The following is a 19,416-nucleotide window of genomic DNA, read 5'->3' on the forward strand; positions in this document are numbered from 1 at the left end:
TTTCGCCATCCCAGCAAGATTTTTAGTAGGGCATTTTCCTGCAAAGCATTATAATGTAAATAGTGATAATGTTAACCTCATCTTTCCATGATAAAGTGCGATTGTCAATTGCAAATTGTGCCTTGATGTACATACTGTAAAAAAAATTTGCCTGGGCTGCATGATGATACGAATATCGTGGAAAATGAGTGAAGAGGGGTGAAAGCATGAAAAAAGTAATTTTTGTCTGCCTCGGGAACATTTGCCGTTCGCCTATGGCTGAAGCCATGTTCCGCGAGCTGGTCAGAAAAAAAGGACTGGAAGATAAGATTATCGTCGATTCGGCAGGAACGGGTAACTGGCATGAGGGGTGCCCGCCGCATGAAGGGACAAGAAAGATACTCGACACATACGGTGTTGACGGAGCAGGACTAATTGCAAGGCAAATAAGGAAACAGGATCTTGAGGACTTTGACTACATCATTGGTATGGATAGTGAGAACGTGAAGAATATTAAGAATCTGGGACGTCTGCCCGAAAGCGCGGTTGTCGCAAGACTTCTCGATTTCGTGGAGGACAGCAAAACAAAGGACGTCCCCGATCCGTACTTCACCGGAGATTTTAATGAAACGTACGATCTTGTGAAACGAGGCTGCGAGGCATTGCTTCGGGAAGTGGAATCGAAACTGCAATAACTTTTTTCAAGGAGGAGGATATTATGGCAAACTCAAGCAAATTTTGGACATGGATGGGGATTGGCGCAGCAATCGGGGCAGGTTTAAGCTTATTTGACAAAAACACACGTGATGCTGTGAAGGATGACATGGTGAAAGTGACTGGAACCGCGCTGTATATCGTCAGGAATCCAAAAGGCTTCGCGTATGATGTCAAAGCCTCTGTCAATCAGGTTCGGTCAGCAGTAGAGCAGGTTGCGGACGATGTGGCATTCATCGCAGAAAAAGTCGATGAAATCAAAGAAGTTCCGCCGCAAGTAGCAGATATCATGAAAGAGACAAAAGAAGCACTAGGAAAGATCAATTCAAAGGCAAACCTCTTTGAACAAGAGGTATAGTCTGTAGCGAGGGGAGCGAGGGAAAATGGTGGTGAATCTTTCTTTTTTCCGGAGGATGTGGAGCAGGATCCAGGAGGATGAAGTCCCTGCGCTTGCTGCGCAATTGGCTTATTTCCTTCTTCTATCCCTGTTTCCGCTGCTCATTTTCCTCTTCTCCTTGCTTTCTTATTTGCCTTTCGAGAATCAAGATTTGCTTGCGTTTATCGGAAGCTATTTCCCTGCGGACACGGCGGATTTCATTCAAGGTAATCTAACGGTAGTAATGGGCAAGGATTTCACGATTTTGTCCTTTGGTGCTCTTGCTACGCTATGGACGGCATCGAAAGGAATCGATGCGGTCATCCGTGCATTCAATAAAGCTTACCGCGTCAAAGAGACGCGGTCGTACATAAAGGAACGCCTTATGTCAATGGTTGCGACTGTCGCAATGATTTTTGTCTTTCTCTTGGCATTAATGCTTCCGGTTTTCGGAAAGCATATTGGCGAAATCACCTTCGCGCATTTTGGAATGAAAAAAGAGTTCCTCGAAGGATGGAATACGCTAAGATGGCTTGTTAGTTTTTCCGTGTTGTTTCTTGTGTTCACGAATCTGTATTGGATTGCTCCGAATAAAAAGCTGACATGCATCAGCGTTGTTCCAGGTGCGTTATTTTCAACCGTCGGCTGGGTGTCCGCCTCATGGCTGTTCTCTTTCTATGTGGAGAACTACGGCCAGTACGCTGAGCTTTACGGAAAGATTGCCACCATCATCATCTTGCTGCTATGGCTTTATCTCACCGCCTACATCATCATTCTCGGCGGCGAAGTAAACGCCTATTTTAGCGAAAAGCAAGAAGGATGCTAAAGACGTTGGAACGTTTGGAGACGATAGCCGCATAAAATTCGTAAAATTGTTCTGCTTTCCTTGTAATCTCAATGTTACCTTAACCTTTTTGTGGCCGTGACGCTAAATATGAAAAATCGTCGGGAGGATAAGACATGGTCAAGCACGATAGAAAGAGAAAAGTACTTTTAGATTTAGCAGTTTCTTTAGACGGATTTATCGAAGGTCCTAATGGAGAAACAGACTGGTGCATAATGGATTCTGATATGGACTTCAAAGGTTTCTTAAACAGAATTGATACGATTTTATATGGAAGAAAAAGTTACGATATATGGGGGAATTATAACCCTGTAACTAAAGCGTCTGAAACAGAAAAAGAAATCTGGGAATTAGTCCATAGTAAGAAGAAATATGTATTTTCCAAAACACAAAAAGGCTCTAAGGATCATGTTACATTTATAAATGAAAATATTGTGGATGAAATAAGAGAATTAAAGAATAAGCCAGGCCGTGATATTTGGCTTTATGGCGGGGCAAGCCTAATTACGGCTTTTGTAAATCTCGGGCTTGTCGATGAATTCAGATTATCCGTTCACCCTATCGTTTTAGGAGCAGGGAAACCACTGTTTATTGATATGAAGCAAAGGGTGAATCTGAAACTCGTTGAAAATAAAAGTTTTTCCTCCGGTGTCGTTCAACTGTGTTATCATCTTGAAGATTAGGACTGCTAAATTTCGTTGTGTGCTTATGAATGGGAAGGTTAGATAAAATTGATACTAGTAAGTTCCTGTTTAGCTGGATTAGAGGTAAGATATAACGCTACTCATTGTTTAAACAATGAGATAAGTCAATTGATAGAACAGAAAAAGGCAGTAGCTGTTTGTCCTGAATTACTTGGGGGTTTTTCTACACCAAGAGAACCTGCTGAAATAATTGGCGGTGACGGAACAGACGTCCTAGAAGGCAGAGCTAAAGGGCGCCCAGAGCACATTGAGGAAAGCTCAAGAATACAATGCTGCCGCAGTCGTGCTAAAGGAAGAAGGTTGTTAAAACATAGATTATTATATAGCTAGTGGTAAGTAATTATAAAAGGCTAAGAGAATACTATAAAATAAAAGACCAAATAACTGTAAAGAAATCTTTACAGTTATTTGGTCTTTTGTTATCATTTTATATGTAAAGATATCTTTACTTTTATTTGGAGGGCTAAGTAATGAGGGTGATTAATTATATTCGTGAAATCCGCCAACAAAAGGGGATAACGCAAATGAAAATGGCGGAGGACCTACAAGTTACCCGTCAAACGATAAATGCCATCGAAAAAAATAAGTATAATCCCAGTCTGGAATTAGCCTTAAAAATAATAGCCTATTTTGATATGCCGATTAATGAAATCTTTGTTTTAGAGGAGGATGACAAATGGATGTAAATGACAGAAAAAAGTGGGGAAAGATTTTAGAAAAGTGGACTCCATTCTTTATAATAGCTTGTACTTTTACAGGTGTGGCTTTGGGTTCATTTCTTGTTTACATTTATCAAGGCGAATTTCCGTATGAAGTGCTTGCAGGTGGTTTGGCAGCAACTATCATTATGATAGTATTGGAAGTGATTAAACGGAAACGCAAAAAAGATAACTTGCCTGATGTGGATGAACGAGTCATTCGAAACTTTTTTCGTTTTTTTGCTTACACGTCGCATATTTTCTTAGCCATTATTTTCATAGCTTTAGCAGTTTTTACAATGATGGGAAAGGAGACAATTTCCATTTTATATCTATGGATCTTTTTCTTTTCCTATATTTGGGTTACGGGAATAGGTGTTCTCATTATGAAGCGAAGGTAATAGTTCGTAATAATAAGTTGAAGGTCTATCCCGTCTTCACCTGCACGACTGTTCTAAAAGTTTTTTAAATGTTTGTGGACAAATCGTGGGTGTTTTTGGAGGTTACAATAAACTCAGAACAAAGAAAAAAGACCGTCAGAGACGGTTATCATCCTAATGAAAGATACTTCTTCAGTGTTTCTTGCAATGTGCCTCTCGTTTCGGCGTCTTTATCAAAACGGATGCCTGCATGCACCATTCTTTTTACAAGGTCTGGGCGCATGCCGGTTAGGATGGTTTTGCAGCCCATCATGTATACTCCAGCCAGGACCTTTTCAAAATAATCTATGACGTCTCTTTCCATTTGAGCCAGCCCGGAAAGGTCCATAATAAGCGTCTGGAATCTAGTTTTTGCAATTTCGTTTAGGACTTTTTCTTGGATAATTCGAATTCTGTATTCGTCAATGGAACCTATTAAAGGCAGAACAGAAACATTCGTACTAACCGGAATGATTGGCACAGATAAATGTTCAACCGTTTGTCTCTGTTTTAAAAGCATTTCATCTTTATAGCTGGAATAGTTCAGGAAGAAACTATTAAGAAATTGATCAATTTGTTCATTTACAATTTTTTCAAGTTGGTAAAACTCTGATCGATCTGCTGTTATCCTCTTTTCTTCATCAAGAGAATAAATAAATTGCCATAACGTTCTTCTGATTGCTTGCACCCATTCTAATTTTAATGAAAGGGTCAAGGAGTGTTCGGCCCAAGCAATGCCTTCCTGCTCTGCAAAAGAAACTAGCTCTTTTTCGTTTTGATCGAGCACATAAAAGACAAGCTTCCTTGCGTTTTTCAGCAGATCAATATTCCCCGTTCTTAAAATATCATTTATTTTAACTGAAACATTAACGGCTTCTGAGAGCAGCTTGTTATTAAACTTTTCCCCATTTTCGTTGATGAAAATTTCAATCTCATCCCTAAGGATCCCGATTGCAGACATCTCTTTTCACACCCTTCTAGTCCTAAACCATAAGAACCAATTTATTTTACCCTTTTGTTAAATATATTAAACTTATATTAATAATATTATTTTACTCATGGTTCTGTTAATTTCAATGATTTTGACTTGCGTGCAGGAGGCTGTGAACCTATTCTCTTTCAGCATTAGGCTGAATGTGATGGCTTTTCTTTTTTTGATTTTTATTTTGTCATGGGACTTTTTGCTCTGCCAGATTACTTCAACAACCTCAAACTATTGAGAATGACAAGAATGGTGCTGCCTTCGTGTCCGATGACCCCGAATGGGAGGTCGAGGAACTGAAGGAAGTTGGAGGCGATCAGGAACATGATGATGAGAATCGAGAAGACGATATTTTGCTTCACGATTCTGTTCATCCGCTTCGACAGGTTGATCGCTTCCGCAATCTTCGGCAAATCGTTTTTCATCAAGACGATGTCAGCTGTTTCAAGTGCAACGTCGGTTCCTTCGCCCATTGCGATTCCGACGTTTGCGGTTGCGAGGGCGGGTGCGTCGTTGATTCCGTCTCCGACCATTGCTACTGTACCGTAGGTTGTGATGAGCTCTTTTAATTGTTCTACTTTCGTTTCAGGCAAGCACTCTGCAATATAGGAGTTCACATGGCTTTCATCCGAAATTGCCTTGGCTGTTTTTTCGCTGTCGCCAGTCAGCATGACAGTGGTGATGCCTTGCGATTTCAGAAGGTCGATGGCTTGCTTCGTTTCCTCGCGCACAACGTCTTTCAGCGCAATGACTGCGGCCACTTCTCCGTTGCGCTCTACAAAAACGGTTGTTTTTCCTTCACTTGCAAGCTTCATGGCAGCTCCCTCGGCAAAACGTTCGCCTTCTTCTCTGCCGACAAAGGCGATCTTGCCGATTTTCCAGTCCTCGCCTGCATAATGGGCCTTCACACCCCAGCCTGGAACATCCTCAATGCTTTCAGGGTGGACGAGTTCCTTGCCAAGCGTTTCTTTCGCATAGTTGACGATCGAGTTGGCCAGCGGGTGGTTCGAGTGGCTTTCAATAGAAGCAACTTTTAAAAGAACATCGTCGCGGGAAAGGCCTTCTTTCACAATGATATCGGTCACTTCCGGCTTTCCTTTTGTCAGGGTGCCAGTCTTGTCAAATGCAATCGCCTTTAAAGAAGACAGATTTTCAAGGTGGACGCCGCCTTTAAAAAGAATGCCGTGGCGCGCGCCATTTGAAATGGCCGATAGCGTTGCCGGCATGATGGACGCAACTAGCGCGCACGGGGAGGCAACAACTAGCAAGATCATCGCTCTGTAAAATGTCTCGTTCCAGCTCCAGCCGAGAAGGTAGTGTGGCAAAAACATCATGAGTACGACGACCGCCAACACGACTTTTACATAAGTCCCTTCGAATTTTTCAATAAAAAGCTGGGATGGAGATTTTTCACTCTGGGCCGATTGCACAAGCTCAATGATCTTTTGGAACAACGTGTCGCTGCTTGGCTTTGTGATTTCCACCGTCATCGAACCAGTAAGGTTGACGGTGCTTGCAAAAACATTATCTCCCTGCATTTTCGCAGAAGGCATCGATTCACCGGTGATGGCAGCTTCGTCAATCGTCGTTTGCCCCTTGGCAATCCTGCCATCTGACGGAATCCGTTCTCCCGGCTTTACGAGGATAGTATCACCAACGACAAGCTCAGTCACATGTACGCGTTCTTCTCTCCCATTAGTGATGCGGATGGCTTCTTCCGGCTGCAGCTCCATCAAGGAGGAAATTTCCTTGTGGCTCTTGTTCAGCGTATAAGTTTCCAATGCTCCACTCATCGCAAAAATAAAAATAAGGATGGCGCCTTCCGTCCAGTAGCCGATAACGGCAGAACCGAGAGCGGCAAGGATCATGAGAAGCTCGACATTCAGTTCCTTGTTCTCAATTGTATCTTCAATGCCTTCCTTCGCTTTCGCAAAGCCCCCGATAACGTAGGCCATAATGAAAAGGGCGATGGCGATCGACTCGCCTCCCGTTTTGCTGATCATCCAGCCTGCTGCAATCAAGACACCGCTAAAGCTTGCGGCGATAAGCTCGGCATGAGGTTTCCATTTATCTAACAGGCTGGTAGGTTCAACTTGTTTCTTTATTAGCACATTTTCACTCATCTTTTTCTCCTCCTTTTGGTGATCTTATTGAGAAGAAGAATCACCATCATTACCCTTAAAAAACACGAAAGCTGTCATCTAGGTCGATGACAGCAGTATTTCTTTGGTTAGCTATTGATTTGGTTTTATCTTATCATGGTGTGTGCTTTTTTTGAAGTAAAAAGCACTATGATAATAGAGTTTTCATGAGTTGTTTTTACAGTAAACGGATATTGGTCGAATCAGCAAAAATCTTGGTCGAATATACCCCGAGAGTTGATATTATATCCCGCTAAAAATCAACGCTCTGAGGTTATTCCAGCCTCACTCGGGGCGGTATTCTCCCGGAAAGACAGCAGCGCGATAAATATAATCAGCAGCATGCCGCTAATGACATAGAAAAAGCTTGCACCTTTCAGGTTTTCGATTGCGAGTCCGCCGACGAAAGGGCCTGCGATGCTGCCGAGGCTGAAGAAGATCCCGCACATCAAGTTGCCTGCTGGAAGCAGTTCTCTCGGTACGAGGCTTGCCATGTAGCTGATTCCAAGCGAAAAAGTAGAACCGACCACCATACCCGCCGCCAGGAAGCAGATAAACAGCAGCGTTGCAGATGCTTCGGCAAATGCCGCGAAAGTGAAAATAACGAAGCCTAACAGGGTAACGGCGGTAAGCACTCGTTTCCGGCCATAGCGATCGCTCATCATTCCGAGCGGCAGCTGCGAAATCAAACTTCCTCCTGCAAATGCAGGGAGGATGATGCTGACGGCTGAGACATCAATTCCAATCCTTAACGCATAGACAGGGAAATTGCCGTTGAGCGATGCTTCGAGAAAGCCGTAGCCAAACGTCGGCAGGAAAGCAACCCATGCGTATTTGAACACTTTGCCGAACCTCCGGAAAGTCCCAAAGAAAGAGCTTTGCTCCATGTCGTGTTCAGGAAATTCATTTTTCAAGAGCCAGACGAAGAACCAGGCGATAAGGCTGATACATGCGGAAACAATGAATGGAAGCGACTCGTTAATTTTTACAAGCGATGCGAGCATTGGCCCAGCGGTGAAGCCAAGCCCGAAGAATAACCCGTAAAGCGCAATGTTGCGGCCGAGCCTTTCTTTTGCCGAAAAAGAAGTAATCCACGTTTGTGTTCCAAAATGAAGCATATGGTCGCCTATTCCGATTAATAGTCTCAAAAGGAACCAGAACCAGAACGACTTCCATAATGGAAACAGCGCAAGCGCTCCAGCGACCATCAAGCCTCCTGCGAGGATGACCGGCTTATAGCCGAAGCGGCGCAGCGGCGCTTCCATCAAAGGAGAAGCAAGCAAGATTCCGATATACAGCCCTGTTGCATGAAATCCGTTCATCGAGGAAGAAACGCCGTCTTGTTCAAAAATAATGGCGATAAGCGGCAGCAGCATGCCTTGGGAAAAACCAGAAATGGATACGATGGCGACGAGTATCCAAAAGCGGTATTTTTGAGTATTTTCCATGATTCGTTCTCCTGACATAATCATATGCTTAAATCGTATCGGGAATAAGAAGGGCTGGCAAGGGAAAGGAATGTTTTTTTAGTTTAAATCAGGGAAAAAATAGTGTAATCTCATTATGTAGCTGTATAAGGCACTTTTTACCAAGTGCCTGCTAAAAAAACTGCATATTTTGAAGGGGAGAAGGAAGCAGTGAAGTTTGAAATGAAGGAGGAAGAAGGCTTTTACGCAGAGCTGGAGCATGGGAGGCTTGATGTTTCAGGTAATCCGGAGCATGGCTATCGGCCATTGGAGTTACTGGTGTCTTCTGCAGCGGTTTGCAGCGGCAGTGTCCTTAGGACAGTCATGGAAAAAATGCGCATTCCTTTTAAGAAGATCAGTGTCACAGGCGAGGCTGTTAGAAGCGATGGAGCGGGTTCACTAATTGAGGGAATCGATCTGCATTTCGTGATTGAAGGCAAAGACCTTCAGCGGAAAAAAGTAGAAAAGGCGCTCACCATTGCTGCGAGAAATTGCCCGATTGTCCAATCGCTGCATGGCGGGATTCCTGTCGGCAAGACATTTGAAATTGTTGAAGATCTACATTTATAAAAAGAAAGGAAAAAAGACATGGCGAATAAAATTTTTATGATGATGACTTTCATCGGTGTGCCGCTTTCGGTTATTGGCACGCTAATGCATTGGTCCAGCATTCTTTTGTTTACCATTTACTGCCTGACCATTATTGCATTATCAAGCTTTATGGGGAGGGCAACAGAAAGCCTTGCGATCGTGGCAGGTCCAAGGATTGGCGGCTTGTTGAACGCGACTTTCGGAAACGCGGTTGAACTTATCATTTCCATATTTGCGTTGAAGGCAGGATTAGTCGGCGTTGTCCTAGCTTCCTTAACAGGTTCTGTGCTAGGAAACCTGCTGCTTGTCGCAGGGCTGTCGTTTTTCGTTGGCGGCATTCGATTCAAGCGCCAGTCTTTCAATGTATTCGATGCCCGTCACAACTCGGGACTGCTTGTTTTTGCTGTCATCGTGGCATTCGTCATACCGGAGGTTTTCTCCAATGATATGAATAATCAAGAAACACTTTCCATGAGTGTGGGTATTTCTATCATTCTGATGGCGCTCTATCTTGCAGCGTTATTTTTCAAGCTTGTTACTCACCGAGGCGTCTACCAGCACCCGGAAAGCGAGGAACAGCATGAGGAAGAAGAGCCGGAGTGGAGCAAGGGAAAATCACTCGCTATTTTGGGTGCTGCAACATTGGCTGTTGCCTATGTATCGGAAAATCTTGTTCATACTTTTGAAGCTGTTGGGGAATCATTTGGCTGGACGGAGCTCTTTATCGGAGTCATTATCGTTGCAATCGTCGGTAATGCGGCGGAGCATGCTTCCGCTATCCTGATGGCATATAAAAACAAAATGGATGTGGCAGTGGAAATCGCTGTTGGTTCAACGCTTCAAATTGCGATGTTCGTTGCGCCGCTTCTTGTTTTGATATCGCTGCTCTTTGAAAAGAGTATGCCGCTTGTATTCACGCTTCCTGAACTCATTGCAATGGTGACGGCCGTATTTTTGACCATCGTCATATCCAATGATGGAGAGACAAACTGGTTTGAAGGCCTCACAATGCTTGCAGCGTATACGATTATGGGCATCGGCTTCTACCTGTTATAATCGAATGTAAATTTAACGACCCTGTGCCTTTTTGGGACAGGGTCAATTTGTCTGGATGGAGGGATTGTTTTGCAGCTGTTTTATCGAACGGCATTTTTCGTTGCAGGTTTGGCGCTGCTGGCGCTTGGAATCAGCCTTAGCATCATTTCGGAATTAGGGTCAGGAGCGTGGGATGCGCTTAATGTCGGCCTATCAAAAACAGTCGGATTCACGACGGGAAACTGGGTTATCATGGTTGGCGTAATCCTCATCGCAGTCAACAGCTTTTTATTAAAAAGAAGACCCGAGGTATTAGCAATCATTACATTATTTTTAATCGGATTTCTCATTGATTTCTGGATGATGAAAGTGCTGGATGGAATCGATCCTTCCACATTCGGAGAGAGGATCGGAATCTTCGCTGTGTCGCTTCTTATAATGGGAGCTGGATTGGCGATTTATATAACAGCAAAATTTCCGCTAAGTCCAATAGATAATTTAATGATTGCCTTAAAGGAGAGACTCGGAGTGAGCCTTGGGGTCGCGAAAACGATTGGAGAAGCAACAGCGTTCGTTGGTGCATTGCTGCTCGGCGGGCCAATCGGTCTTGGAACCATCATTGTCACCTTCGGAATTGGACCGCTAATCTCCTTATTTATCCCTTACACAGAAAGGCTATTGGCGGCATTATCTGCAAAACAAAGCTAATTTTAAAATAACAAGCATAATCCTTAATGACTCCGAAAAAACTATCACCATGAGCATCAAGGTGGAAAGGAGTCTTCATCATGAAAAAACATACAGCCGTCCTGATATGCCTAATTCTTCTATCACTTGCGGCAATTTTTCCAACCATGGCAGCGGAAAAGACAAAACTTCCGGTTCCGCAATCTGTCATGAATATAACAAAGGAAAACACATACCATAACCGTTCAGGAGACTCTCCTGAACTCCAGCCAAGCGAGCTGACGCAAAAGCTGCTCGACAACTCGAAAGTCAGTATTGAAAACTCTGAGCTCATCAAGCTGCTCAATGAAACATCGGTAAACAGCACCCCATTCGCGCTTGGATATCGGGCAATTGTCTATCTTGGAGAGTGGCCGTTGAATTATCAGTCAGCGGAAACAGCACCAAACTGGAAATTCCAAAAAATCAATACGAATTATTTTGACAACAGGGGCGGAGACCAATTATACAAAATGCACTATGTGCAGGAACAACAAGCCGCTGTCAAAGGCGGTCTTACTGCAAAAGTGCCAAGGGCGGAAAGCGTCCAGAACATGATTCTTTCGCAAGCGGTGAAAAAGACGGGCTTGCCGCTGGAGAACGATGCGACTGTTGGCGCAGGCACGAAGTTGGACCAGCTTTACCATGTCCCGCCTAGCTCACTTGGCTACTTGTATGCCTATGTGCCTGCCATCCATGAAAAGGGGAAAGTCACATATGGTGAAGTATATTTGATGCTGAAAGGCAATAAAAAATTCCTTGTCGTCAAAAACGTGGCATCCCAGGAGATTGGTGCCTGGATTCCCCTTAAAAACCATGTTTCCTTTGAATTCCTGCAAAGCAAGGTTCCGCGATGATTTATATGTGGTAAATTTTTCTGCTTGACAAATATCCGTTTAGTACTGGATTCATCCGGGAAACAAAACAACATGAAACCATTACGAGAAACCTTAAGGAGGAAAAAATAATGTCACAAAATATTTTGCCTAATGACTCCCAACATTCGTACAACCAATCGGAAACGTATTACGACGGTTCCATGGGACGCAACTCCAACAACAACAGCAAGCTTCTACGCGGCATCATCATTGGCGGTGTGGTCGGAGGAATGGTTGCAATGCTTGACTCTACCACAAGGAATAAAATCAAGTATACGGCAATGAACGTAAAGGACACGTCCATGGACATGATCAGTGAAGTAAAGAACAATCCTGGAGAAGTAAAAGATCAAATGGTGAACTCTTTCAAAGAGGCTTCCAATGTATTGAAGGAAGCGATTGCTGACGCCCAAAATTTGTACGAGCGCCTGAACAATGACATGTTCGGCAAAATGGGTGATGTAAAAGAATTGACGAGCAATGCGATGGATACAGCGATGGAAGCAAAAGAAGGTATCAAGAATATCGGATCTAAAGTAAAAGAAGCAGGTTCTACAATGATGGAAAACCCTGTTGCTCAAACAGCTGGTGCTAATAGCAGTTCTTCTTCCAGCGCTGCAAGCAGCTATGCGACAGGAAGCACGACTACGAACGCATCAAGTGGTTTCGGCAGTGCAGCTTCCGGAAACGCAGGTCTTGGTATGACGAACGGCCAAGGTGCAGACCGTGTAACAGACACACCTAATTCCTATACAACCGGAAATACAAAATCTGTTTCACCTAAGAACAAGAAGCACAACCGATAAAACATAGGAAACCAGCCCCTCGCCTGCGGGCTGGTTTTGTTTTGCTCTTCCCATGTATGGGTACTTAAACATTACCCATACTAAAATGTTGGAGGAAATTACAATGGCCAATGGAAAAGATATCATAACACGTTCAGATAAGAGCCTTTTTGAAAGAGAGACGGCAACAGGGAAAAAAGGAATGGTAGCCACAGCACACCCCGTTGCTTCCGATATAGGAAGAGAAATTTTAGAGAGGGGCGGGAATGCGGTGGACGCGGCTGTCGCCATTCAATTCGCTTTGAACTTGGGAGAGCCGATGATGACTGGAATCGGCGGCAGCGGTTTTTTTATGGTGCATGACAGCAAATCAAAGGAAACAAAAATTTATGACGGGCATACGAGAGCGCCGAAAAAGGCATATGCCGAAATGTTCCTTGATGAAAATGGCGAAGTTATTCCATTTCGCGATCGTTCAACACGCGCGACAGCTGTGGGAGTGCCGGGGATTCTTGCTGCAATGGAACATGCCCTCGAAAAACATGGAACGATGAAACTGGCAGACTTGATTGAGCCGTCCATCCGGGCTGCGGAAAAAGGTGTAAAAGTAAATTGGGTAATGGACCAAAGCTTGAAGAATTTCGAATACCGTCTTGGCGACCATGCGAGGGAACTGTTCATGCCGAAGGGGAAGTGTCTTTGCGATGGCGAAACGTACTTTAAGGATGACCTGATAAAAACGTATCGAATCCTGCAAAAAGAAGGAATTCGAGCTTTTTACGAAGGGGAAATTGCCGAAGCTATTGTGGATACGCTAAAGGAGTTAGGCGGCTTCATGGAGCTCGAGGATCTTCGCAATTACAAAGTGACGATTGACGAGCCAGTATGGGGAGATTATCGAGGCTATAAGCTTGCTTCTTCTAATATGCCAAGCTCTGGCGGTACGATCGTTCTCTACATTCTGAAGCTTCTCGAAGGCTTTGATATGAGCCGATACGATGCGAAATCCTGGGAAAAATATTACTTGTTTGCGGAAGCGATGCGGGTAGCGTTTTCTGATAAAATTGCTTTTTCCGGCGATCCGGAAAACGCGCCTGTTCCTGTTAAGGGAATGCTTCATGAAAAGTATTTGGAGGAGCGACGCAAGCTGATCAACTTTGAATCGCGAAATCCTGATATCGACTTCGGCAATCCTTGGGCTTACGATGGAGGAAAAGAAATTAAGGTCGTTCGCCAGCCATACGAACCAGAACGGGACAGAAGCGAAACGACGCATTTCACTGTTGTCGACCAATGGGGAAATATAGTTGCCTGCACTTCAACGGTTGAGCATCCTTTCGGTTCCGGTATCATGGTGAAAGGTCACGGATTTGTCCTGAACAATGAGCTGACCGATTTTGATGCGATTCCGGGCGGGTTGAATGAACCAGGTCCAGGAAGGCGTCCTGTCAGCTGTAAATCTCCGACCATTGTCTTTAAGGATGGAGAGCCAGTTTTGACGCTTGGATCACCTGGTGGCCCAACAATTGTTGGCTCCGTATTCCAGACGCTCGTGAATGTGCTCGACTTTGGAATGGATTTGAAAGAAGCGATTGAAGAACCGCGAATTTTCAATAGCACTGGCCCGCTGATCGGCTGGGAGAAGGGAATCAGTATGGAAGCAAAAGGGAAGCTGGAGGAAATGGGATTTTCCTTTATTGAAGCGGCGTTTCCAATCGGGAACGTCCAGGGAATCGCGATTGATCGGGAGAACGGAATTTTGAAGGGTGCGTCAGATTCCAGCCGAGAAGGAAAAGCTGCAGGAATTTGAGTTTTTAGAAAAGGCGGCGCAGGCTGCCTTTTTTCCTGGAGAAAAGGCCATAATAAGAAAGGATATTTCTTCATCAAACGTTTGATTAATATTGCAGGATACGTGAGTTTTCGGTAGGATGAATAACGAGTATGAAAGGAGCGAGACATTTGGGAAGCCCGATTAAAGATTCAAACAACCAGGTTGTTTTTTTGAAACACAGGCTGAACGCATTCATGGATTTGCTTGATGCAATCGATCCAGAAGAAGCTGATTTAGACGATATTGACCGCATGATTGAAATCGTGGAAGAAATGGACGCAAAATGCCGCGAATTCCGCAACCGCGAAGAATAAGTGGAGAACACCGCGAGTCCCGATATATGGGCTGGCGGTTTTTTCTTGCCAAAAAATAATTATTACTAGAATTTAATAATAGATTTTAGTACCAGGTAACAAATGTCACAGATTAATTTTTTTCGAGCGTGTAAAATGAAAAAGAAAAAGTTTAAAAAAGAAAAGGGGAATGTAGGATGAAGCTGCCACAATTGAGAATTGGCCAAATGGCTCCGGAATATCCAATTATTCAAGGAGGGATGGGGATCGGCATTTCCTTAAGCGGGCTAGCTTCATCCGTTGCTGCCGCTGGGGGAATTGGGATTATTTCAGGAACGGGAATCACCGTTGAGGAGCTGCGCCATCATATCCGCAAGGCTCGGGAACTTTCGGGTGGAAAAGGCTATATCGGTGTCAATGTTCTTTTTGCCATGAACGATTTTGCAGAGAAAATGAAGGCTGCGATTGATGAGAAGGCAGATTTCATTATCTCTGGTGCCGGCATTTCACGGGATATGTACGCATGGGGAAAAGAAGCAGGAGTACCAGTGCTTTCCATCGTTTCAACGGCAAAGCTCGCAAGGCTTTCCGAAAGGCTCGGAGCCTCTGCAATTGTGGTAGAAGGCTTCGAAGCTGGTGGACATCTTGGCACAGACAGGCCGATGATGGATATCCTGCCGGAAGTAGTCGAAGCTGTCAGCATCCCTGTCATTGCAGCAGGGGGAATCATGACAGGTGCGGATTTGGCAAAGGCATTGAGCATGGGCGCGTCGGGCGTACAAATGGGAACACGCTTTGTCGCAAGCGAAGAATGCGATGCGCCGCTCACCTTTAAACAAAAATATGTGGACGCAACACCGGAAGACCTTGTACTTGTGAAGACAACGGTTGGACTGCACGGACGTGCCATCCGCAACACCTTCATCGATATCATTGAAAAAGAAGGAAAATACAAGGTGGACCGCTGCCATAAGTGCTTGAAGAATTGCTCTTACCGTTTCTGCACGCTTGATTCGCTGTTCCGTTCACTCAAAGGGGACGTAGAAAAAGGCTTGGTGTTCGCAGGTGCGCGTGTTGGAGAGATCAAAGAGATACTCCCAGTGAAAAAAATCATTGAAAGAATTGTCGACGAGTACAGGCTAGCTGTCGCACTCGGCTGAAAATAGTATTATTGTGGCCGCCAATGGAGAAGTTGGCGGTTTTTTTATTGAAGTTTAGTATCTGTATTTTACAAATCAGTTATTGTATAATAACCCCTGTTCTGTAAAATTACCTAAATTATAGAAGCTTCTTTTTTAGGAAAGGAGATGAAATTATATTGTTCGCTAATACAAGTGATTTTGCTTATTTACCTGAGTATTTAACCTTATACTTATTTCTTTTAGTTTTAGCTTTAGCTTATATAAGTCTATTAGTTTATACATTCGCGAAATATAAGCATTCAACCGTTGGAAAGCTCCTGTTACTTCTCTCCATGGTGTCTTTCATCATGGCCTGCCTCTATCCAACAGCAAACGGATATTTTATGGATAGCAATCCTGAACATCCACGATTCGCGCCAGCTATCGGTTTTATGGAATTAGTCTTCATGCCTTATCCTTTTGTTTTTTAATCTTTGCCGTTGTTACGGGAAGAAAGCGATAAGAATCTACTGAAAAGTCCTTTTTATAGTGAGGGACTTTTTTCGTTTTCTTAAAAAACCTGCTTTTCTTGTAAACGATTCCATCATATATCTTTTAATACTGTCGCGATAGGAGTATACTTGGAATCGGAAATTGTTATATACTGTTCACAAAAACTGCTTGACGAACAACACGGGGAGATATGAGGAGAGGGGTATACAAATGAATATCGAAAAGTTTCAGGATAGCATATACGAGCTGATTGTTGAAACTTCGACTAACTTGCCAAAGGACGTTAGGCGGGCTATTTTAGCTGCCAAGGGGCGTGAAAATGAGGGGACGCGCTCTGCAATGAGTTTGGCAACGATCACAAAGAATATCCGCATGGCGGATGAAAATGTTTCGCCAATCTGCCAGGATACTGGTCTTCCAACCTTTAAGATCAAGGTGCCTGTTGGCGCGAATACGATTGTGATGAAAAAAGCAATCTATGCGGCGATCGCCCAGGCGACGAAGGATGGGAAGCTCCGTCCGAATTCAGTTGATTCGCTGACTGGGGATAACAGCGGCGACAATCTTGGAATAGGGACACCTGTGATTAAATTTGAACAATGGGAAAATGACTATGTAGACGCTCGTTTGATATTAAAAGGCGGCGGCTGTGAAAATAAAAATATCCAATACAGCCTACCGGCTGAATTGGAAGGTCTCGGACGTGCTGGACGCGACCTTGACGGTATCCGCAAGTGCATTATGCATTCCGTCTATCAGGCACAAGGGCAAGGGTGCAGCGCTGGATTCATTGGTGTTGGAATTGGCGGAGACCGTTCTTCCGGCTACGATTTGGCGAAGGAGCAGCTTTTTCGTTCAGTAGATGACGTGAATCCGAATGCCGATTTGAGGAAGCTTGAAGAATATATTATGGAGCACGCCAATGAACTTGGAATCGGAACAATGGGCTTCGGCGGGGAAACGACGCTTTTGGGCTGCAAAATCGGTGTAATGAACAGGATTCCGGCTAGCTTTTTCGTTTCGGTTGCGTATAATTGCTGGGCTTTCCGCCGCCTTGGTGTAAATATTGCTGCAGACACTGGAGAAATCATGAGCTGGCAATATCAAGAAGGAGAAAAAATCAGCTTTGACGAGAGCGATGTAGAACCGGCAAAAGCGGAAATCGCAGCGGCAGCGGAAGCGCCTGAAGAAAAGGTAGTAACATTGACTGCGCCGATTACCGAGGAGCAAATCCGCTCTCTTAAAGTGGGTGATGTCGTGAAAATTACCGGAATAATGTATACCGGACGCGATGCCATCCATAAATATTTGATGGACAACGATGCGCCTGTCGACTTGAACGGGCAGATCATTTATCATTGCGGTCCTGTCATGCTGAAGGATGATGAGGGGAACTGGAGTGTGAAAGCTGCTGGACCAACGACAAGCATCAGGGAAGAGCCTTACCAAGGCGATATCATGAAGAAGTTTGGTATTCGTGCGGTCATGGGCAAAGGCGGCATGGGCGCGAAGACGCTCCAAGCGCTTGGCGAACACGGCGGCGTCTATTTGAACGCAATCGGCGGGGCAGCCCAATATTACGCAGATTGCATCAAGAGCGTAGAAGGTGTAGATCTCATGCAGTTTGGAATTCCAGAAGCAATGTGGCATTTGAAAGTGGAAGACTTCACAGCCGTTGTCACAATGGATTCCCACGGAAACAGCCTCCATAAGGATATTGAAATGTCATCACTAGAAAAGCTCGCAACCTTTAAAGAGCCAGTATTTAAATAATAGAGATTTGTAAGGGGACAAATTCGATTTAAGGCGAGTTTGTCTTTTTTTAACGCTTTACCGCACCGGGGGTCAGGCACGCTTTAATGATTCACCGCACTGGGGGTCAGGCACGCTTTAATGATTCACCGCACTGGGGGTCAGGCACGCTTTAGTTGAGCGAAGCAAGCTTTAGTCGTTGTTGATTTTCGCACCAACTATCAGGGATGATCTGTTGCTGTATTTACAGATTAAAGATAATATGGAATCAAAGAGGAAGCTACTGTAGATAAATTACTGTTTACCGTAGATAAACGGGGATTTACCGTAGATAAATTGCATTTTACCGTAGATAAATCGCCGTTTACCGTTGATATCCCAATTTGAGACGTATTCAACAAGAGCAGAGTTACGTGTGTAATCGGTTACAGAAGCTCTCTATTCCAAAAAATAATGGCCCCTCATCAAAAGCCATCCTTTATTCCTCAAAAAACCAATCAAAATGACAATTTTTAAGGGTTTGGGGGAGAATTTTGTTTCGTGAACCTACAAATTGATTTCCCTTTATCACTGTACCGCACTGGGGGTCAGGCACGCTTTAGCGATTCACCGTACCGGGGGTCAGGCACGCTTTAGTGCTTTATCACAACATCTCTCCCCCCTTTTTTTTTCCTGTTTATTTTTCTCGTGGTGACAAATAATAAGGGAAATTTCACAAGAAAGTTTTGGAGGAATGAAGAGATATGAGATTGCTTTTATCACTCTTTGCGGCTGTGGCTATCAGCGTTGCCGGCATGGCACCGCTAGCGAGCGGGGCACAATCACACCCCAACAAGCCAATCCATTGGGGATTTAAGAAGGCGAGGGATGGGCAGCCTGCCGACGCTGGAAAGCCGCTTGAAAAGATTCTCGACAAGCATGGCGCAGTATACAAAGGCTCACCAGAGCGTAAAGACATTTACCTCACTTTCGACAATGGCTACGAGAACGGTTATACCGACAAAGTCCTCGATGTGCTGAAAAAAGAGAAAGTTCCTGCCGCCTTTTTCGTCACAGGACATTATCTCGAAAGCGCCGAAGAACAAGTCATCCGGATGGCGGAGGAAGGCCATATCATCGGTAACCACTCTTGGCACCATCCTGATCTGACTCAAACAAGCGACGCGAAACTAAGAAAAGAACTCGAAAGCGTCCGCGAAAAAACGGAAGAACTAACAGGCCAAAAAGGCATGGCTTATCTCCGGCCGCCACGCGGCGTGTTCAGCGAGCGTACGATGGCGCTTGCGAAGGAGCTTGGCTATACCCATGTGTTCTGGTCACTTGCATTTGTCGACTGGAATACAGATTCCCAAAAAGGCTGGCGCTACTCCTACGATAATATCATGAAGCAAATCCACCCAGGTGCAATCCTACTTCTTCATTCTGTCTCAAAAGACAATGCGGATGCATTGGAAAAGGTAATTCGCGATTTAAAGAAGCAAGGTTACACCTTTAAGAGTTTGGACGATTATACGCTCAGAGAAACGCTGAAAGAGCCGATGTTGTACTGACCACTCCGCACGGGGTGG

Annotated in this window: 20 protein-coding genes and 1 pseudogene; 18 read left to right on the forward strand and 3 right to left on the reverse strand. The window is 44.4% G+C overall.

The genetic code is table 11. The annotated features are described in order from the left end of the window. Positions 1-206 precede the first annotated feature (206 nt). The 7 genes and pseudogenes from BQ5796_RS00945 to BQ5796_RS00970 all read left to right on the forward strand — a co-directional run bounded on the left by BQ5796_RS00945 (position 207) and on the right by BQ5796_RS00970 (position 3,716). Positions 207-674 carry a low molecular weight protein-tyrosine-phosphatase gene (locus tag BQ5796_RS00945; RefSeq protein ID WP_071458557.1) on the forward strand — a complete coding sequence of 156 codons (468 nt, stop codon included), beginning with the start codon at positions 207-209 and terminating at the stop codon, positions 672-674. 23 nt (positions 675-697) lie between these two features. Further along, positions 698-1,051, forward strand: a complete 354-nt coding sequence (locus BQ5796_RS00950; RefSeq protein ID WP_071458558.1) for a YtxH domain-containing protein — start codon at positions 698-700, stop codon at positions 1,049-1,051. A 25-nt stretch (positions 1,052-1,076) separates the two neighbouring features. Beyond that, positions 1,077-1,895, forward strand: coding sequence for a YihY/virulence factor BrkB family protein (locus tag BQ5796_RS00955; RefSeq protein WP_071458559.1), 819 nt, complete (start codon positions 1,077-1,079; stop codon positions 1,893-1,895). A gap of 134 nt (positions 1,896-2,029) precedes the next feature. Continuing rightward, positions 2,030-2,596 carry a dihydrofolate reductase family protein gene (locus tag BQ5796_RS00960; protein WP_071458560.1) on the forward strand — a complete coding sequence of 189 codons (567 nt, stop codon included), beginning with the start codon at positions 2,030-2,032 and terminating at the stop codon, positions 2,594-2,596. 48 nt (positions 2,597-2,644) lie between these two features. Continuing rightward, positions 2,645-2,912 (forward strand): annotated as a pseudogene (locus tag BQ5796_RS17230) (2-thiouracil desulfurase family protein); the annotation flags it as partial. Between the two features lie 175 nt (positions 2,913-3,087). Next, positions 3,088-3,303, forward strand: coding sequence for a helix-turn-helix transcriptional regulator (locus BQ5796_RS00965; RefSeq protein WP_071458561.1), 216 nt, complete (start codon positions 3,088-3,090; stop codon positions 3,301-3,303). Next, positions 3,294-3,716, forward strand: a complete 423-nt coding sequence (locus BQ5796_RS00970) for a hypothetical protein (RefSeq protein ID WP_083413010.1) — start codon at positions 3,294-3,296, stop codon at positions 3,714-3,716. The genes BQ5796_RS00965 and BQ5796_RS00970 overlap by 10 nt, the downstream gene beginning before the upstream one ends. Before the next feature lie 148 nt (positions 3,717-3,864). On the opposite strand, the gene BQ5796_RS00975 is transcribed toward BQ5796_RS00970, so the two are convergent. From BQ5796_RS00975 to BQ5796_RS00985, 3 genes are all read right to left on the reverse strand, one after another. After that, positions 3,865-4,695: an STAS domain-containing protein gene (locus tag BQ5796_RS00975; protein WP_071458562.1), complete on the reverse strand. Its 831-nt coding sequence runs from the start codon at positions 4,693-4,695 to the stop codon at positions 3,865-3,867. A 233-nt stretch (positions 4,696-4,928) separates the two neighbouring features. Beyond that, a complete protein-coding gene (locus BQ5796_RS00980; RefSeq protein WP_071458563.1) occupies positions 4,929-6,839 on the reverse strand; it encodes a heavy metal translocating P-type ATPase in 1,911 nt (636 codons plus the stop codon). Positions 6,840-7,117: 278 nt separating this feature from the next. Beyond that, complete coding sequence (locus BQ5796_RS00985) at positions 7,118-8,305, reverse strand: MFS transporter (protein ID WP_071458564.1); 1,188 nt, start codon at positions 8,303-8,305, stop codon at positions 7,118-7,120. Between the two features lie 189 nt (positions 8,306-8,494). Here BQ5796_RS00985 and BQ5796_RS00990 point away from each other — a divergent pair, with 189 nt between their 5' ends. From BQ5796_RS00990 to pdaA, 11 genes are all read left to right on the forward strand, one after another. Continuing rightward, a complete protein-coding gene (locus BQ5796_RS00990) occupies positions 8,495-8,893 on the forward strand; it encodes an OsmC family protein (RefSeq protein ID WP_071461092.1) in 399 nt (132 codons plus the stop codon). Positions 8,894-8,911: 18 nt separating this feature from the next. Next, a complete protein-coding gene (gene cax, locus BQ5796_RS00995) occupies positions 8,912-9,970 on the forward strand; it encodes a calcium/proton exchanger (RefSeq protein WP_071458565.1) in 1,059 nt (352 codons plus the stop codon). A 69-nt stretch (positions 9,971-10,039) separates the two neighbouring features. Then, entirely contained in the window at positions 10,040-10,657 is a 618-nt protein-coding gene (locus BQ5796_RS01000) for a YczE/YyaS/YitT family protein (protein ID WP_071458566.1), read from the forward strand. Between the two features lie 80 nt (positions 10,658-10,737). Then, positions 10,738-11,532 (forward strand): YfkD famly protein, encoded by a 795-nt coding sequence (locus BQ5796_RS01005; RefSeq protein ID WP_071458567.1) that lies wholly within the window; start codon positions 10,738-10,740, stop codon positions 11,530-11,532. Positions 11,533-11,642: 110 nt separating this feature from the next. After that, entirely contained in the window at positions 11,643-12,359 is a 717-nt protein-coding gene (locus BQ5796_RS18235) for a YtxH domain-containing protein (RefSeq protein ID WP_071458568.1), read from the forward strand. Between the two features lie 103 nt (positions 12,360-12,462). Further along, positions 12,463-14,148, forward strand: a complete 1,686-nt coding sequence (gene ggt, locus BQ5796_RS01015) for a gamma-glutamyltransferase (RefSeq protein WP_071458569.1) — start codon at positions 12,463-12,465, stop codon at positions 14,146-14,148. A gap of 131 nt (positions 14,149-14,279) precedes the next feature. Further along, positions 14,280-14,483, forward strand: a complete 204-nt coding sequence (locus BQ5796_RS01020) for an SE1561 family protein (RefSeq protein ID WP_428839282.1) — start codon at positions 14,280-14,282, stop codon at positions 14,481-14,483. Between the two features lie 176 nt (positions 14,484-14,659). Then, a complete protein-coding gene (locus BQ5796_RS01025; protein ID WP_071458570.1) occupies positions 14,660-15,622 on the forward strand; it encodes an NAD(P)H-dependent flavin oxidoreductase in 963 nt (320 codons plus the stop codon). A gap of 158 nt (positions 15,623-15,780) precedes the next feature. Continuing rightward, positions 15,781-16,074: a hypothetical protein gene (locus BQ5796_RS01030; protein WP_071458571.1), complete on the forward strand. Its 294-nt coding sequence runs from the start codon at positions 15,781-15,783 to the stop codon at positions 16,072-16,074. 232 nt (positions 16,075-16,306) lie between these two features. Then, positions 16,307-17,869 carry a fumarate hydratase gene (locus BQ5796_RS01035; RefSeq protein ID WP_071458572.1) on the forward strand — a complete coding sequence of 521 codons (1,563 nt, stop codon included), beginning with the start codon at positions 16,307-16,309 and terminating at the stop codon, positions 17,867-17,869. A gap of 722 nt (positions 17,870-18,591) precedes the next feature. Continuing rightward, a complete protein-coding gene (gene pdaA, locus BQ5796_RS01040; protein WP_071458573.1) occupies positions 18,592-19,398 on the forward strand; it encodes a delta-lactam-biosynthetic de-N-acetylase in 807 nt (268 codons plus the stop codon). Positions 19,399-19,416: the final 18 nt, after the last annotated feature.

This window comes from Bacillus massilinigeriensis, assembly GCF_900111815.1.
In the GTDB taxonomy this organism is placed as follows: Bacteria; Bacillota; Bacilli; order Bacillales; family Cytobacillaceae; genus Mesobacillus_C; species Mesobacillus_C mediterraneensis.

Coding starts and splice junctions, on each gene's coding strand:
- BQ5796_RS01025 (WP_071458570.1), top strand. CDS start 14,660: ATGAAGCTGCCACAATTGAGAATTGGCCAAATGGCTCCGGAATATCCA.
- BQ5796_RS01020 (WP_428839282.1), top strand. CDS start 14,280: ATGAAAGGAGCGAGACATTTGGGAAGCCCGATTAAAGATTCAAACAAC.
- BQ5796_RS18235 (WP_071458568.1), top strand. CDS start 11,643: ATGTCACAAAATATTTTGCCTAATGACTCCCAACATTCGTACAACCAA.
- BQ5796_RS01005 (WP_071458567.1), top strand. CDS start 10,738: ATGAAAAAACATACAGCCGTCCTGATATGCCTAATTCTTCTATCACTT.
- BQ5796_RS00980 (WP_071458563.1), bottom strand. CDS start 6,839: ATGAGTGAAAATGTGCTAATAAAGAAACAAGTTGAACCTACCAGCCTG.
- BQ5796_RS00955 (WP_071458559.1), top strand. CDS start 1,077: ATGGTGGTGAATCTTTCTTTTTTCCGGAGGATGTGGAGCAGGATCCAG.
- BQ5796_RS00965 (WP_071458561.1), top strand. CDS start 3,088: ATGAGGGTGATTAATTATATTCGTGAAATCCGCCAACAAAAGGGGATA.
- cax (WP_071458565.1), top strand. CDS start 8,912: ATGGCGAATAAAATTTTTATGATGATGACTTTCATCGGTGTGCCGCTT.
- BQ5796_RS00985 (WP_071458564.1), bottom strand. CDS start 8,305: ATGGAAAATACTCAAAAATACCGCTTTTGGATACTCGTCGCCATCGTA.
- BQ5796_RS00975 (WP_071458562.1), bottom strand. CDS start 4,695: ATGTCTGCAATCGGGATCCTTAGGGATGAGATTGAAATTTTCATCAAC.
- BQ5796_RS00960 (WP_071458560.1), top strand. CDS start 2,030: ATGGTCAAGCACGATAGAAAGAGAAAAGTACTTTTAGATTTAGCAGTT.
- ggt (WP_071458569.1), top strand. CDS start 12,463: ATGGCCAATGGAAAAGATATCATAACACGTTCAGATAAGAGCCTTTTT.
- BQ5796_RS01035 (WP_071458572.1), top strand. CDS start 16,307: ATGAATATCGAAAAGTTTCAGGATAGCATATACGAGCTGATTGTTGAA.
- BQ5796_RS00945 (WP_071458557.1), top strand. CDS start 207: ATGAAAAAAGTAATTTTTGTCTGCCTCGGGAACATTTGCCGTTCGCCT.
- BQ5796_RS00950 (WP_071458558.1), top strand. CDS start 698: ATGGCAAACTCAAGCAAATTTTGGACATGGATGGGGATTGGCGCAGCA.
- BQ5796_RS00970 (WP_083413010.1), top strand. CDS start 3,294: ATGGATGTAAATGACAGAAAAAAGTGGGGAAAGATTTTAGAAAAGTGG.
- pdaA (WP_071458573.1), top strand. CDS start 18,592: ATGAGATTGCTTTTATCACTCTTTGCGGCTGTGGCTATCAGCGTTGCC.